We start from the raw sequence: 1,690 nt of genomic DNA on the forward strand, positions 1-1,690 counted from the left end.
CCGTCCAGAAATGGATCTTCCCGAGCCGGTCGTTCATCATCCGGCCCGTGACCTTCGGGAACCAGAAGTAGGTGCCGGCGTAGGCGGCGAACACCACGGTCCCGAAGATGACGTAGTGGAAGTGACCGACGACGAAGTAGCTGTCGCTGACATGGAAGTCGATCGGCGGGCTGGCCAGCAGCACCCCGGTCAGGCCACCGAACAGGAAGGTCACTAGGAAGCCGACGCAGAACAGCATCGGCGTCTCGAAGGTGAGCTGCCCGCGCCACATCGTGCCGATCCAGTTGAAGAACTTCATCCCGGTCGGCACCGCGATGAGGAAGGACAGGAAGGCGAAGAAGGGCAGCAGCACCGCGCCGGTGACGAACATGTGGTGCGCCCACACCGCGACGGACAGGGCGGCGATGCCGATGGTGGCGAAGACCAGACCCTTGTAGCCGAACAGCGGCTTGCGGGAGAAGACCGGCAGAATCTCGCTGACGACGCCGAAGAACGGCAGGGCGAGGATGTAGACCTCGGGGTGGCCGAAGAACCAGAACAGGTGCTGCCAGAGCAGCGCGCCGCCGTTGGCGGCGTCGAACACGTGCGCGCCGAAGCGCCGGTCGGCCTCCAGGGCGAGCAGCGCCGCGGCGAGCACGGGGAAGGCGACCAGCACGAGGATCGAGGTCACCAGGAAGTTCCAGCAGAAGATCGGCAGCCGGAACATCGTCATGCCCGGGGCCCGCATCGTCAGGATCGTCGTGATCATGTTGACGGCGCCGAGGATGGTGCCCAGACCAGACACCGTCAGCCCCAGGATCCACAGGTCCGACCCGGCCCCCGGCGAGTACACCCCGTTGTTCAGCGGCGAGTAGGCGAACCAGCCGAAGGACGCCGACCCGTTCGGGGTCAGGAACCCGAAGATCACCGTCAGGCTGCCGAACAGGAAGAACCAGTAGGACAGCGCGTTCAGCCGCGGGAACGCCACGTCCGGCGCGCCGATCTGCAGCGGCACTAGGAAGTTCCCGAACGCGAAGGCGATCGGGGTCGCGAACATGAGCAGCATCAGCGTGCCGTGCATCGTGAACAGCTGGTTGTACTGCTCGTTGGAGAAGTGCTGCAGCCCCGGGCGGGCCAGCTCCGCCCGGATCATGATGGCCATGAGGCCGGCGACGATGAAGAACACGAACGACGTGACGAAGTACATGACGGCGATGTCCTTGTGGGACGTCGTCCGCAGATAGCCGAGCAGGTTCGTCCGCCGGGGGATGTGGGGGGCCGGGGAGTCGGCGTGCCCGACACCCGGTTCTTGTACGAGGGTCACTGTCCACTCCCGGTGGTTGCGGTGGTGGCGGCGGTCCCGGTCGTCGACGCGGCCGGCGTCGCCGAGATCACCGCGTTCTCCCGGTCCGCGATGAACGTGTCGTACTCGGCCTGCGGCACGACCTTCACATAGAAGTTCATCCGGTCGTGGTCCGTCCCGCACAGTTCGGCGCATCGACCGATGAAGGTGCCGGTCTTCGTGACGGTCAGTTCGAACTGGTTCACCCGGCCGGGGATGACGTCCCGCTTGAACAGGAACTCCGGCACCCAGAACGAGTGGATGACGTCCGGCGAGCTCTCCACGAAACGGATCGAGCGGTTCTGCGGCAGCACGAGCACCGCCGGCTCACCGGGGCGACCGGTGACCTCGATCGGGTTGGCACCCTGC

General features: G+C 65.8%; 2 protein-coding genes. Both read right to left on the reverse strand.

What is annotated here, in order from left to right; translation table 11 throughout:
• A partial coding sequence (locus ACY45C_RS04085; RefSeq protein WP_462186310.1) for a cytochrome c oxidase subunit I occupies window positions 1-1,303 on the reverse strand: 1,303 nt, incomplete at its 3' end.
• Window positions 1,300-1,690 (reverse strand): cytochrome c oxidase subunit II (locus tag ACY45C_RS04090; protein WP_462186311.1); only part of this gene is annotated, 391 nt, incomplete at its 5' end. The genes ACY45C_RS04090 and ACY45C_RS04085, both read right to left, overlap by 4 nt.

It is taken from the genome of Frankia sp. CcWB2 (assembly GCF_977927585.1).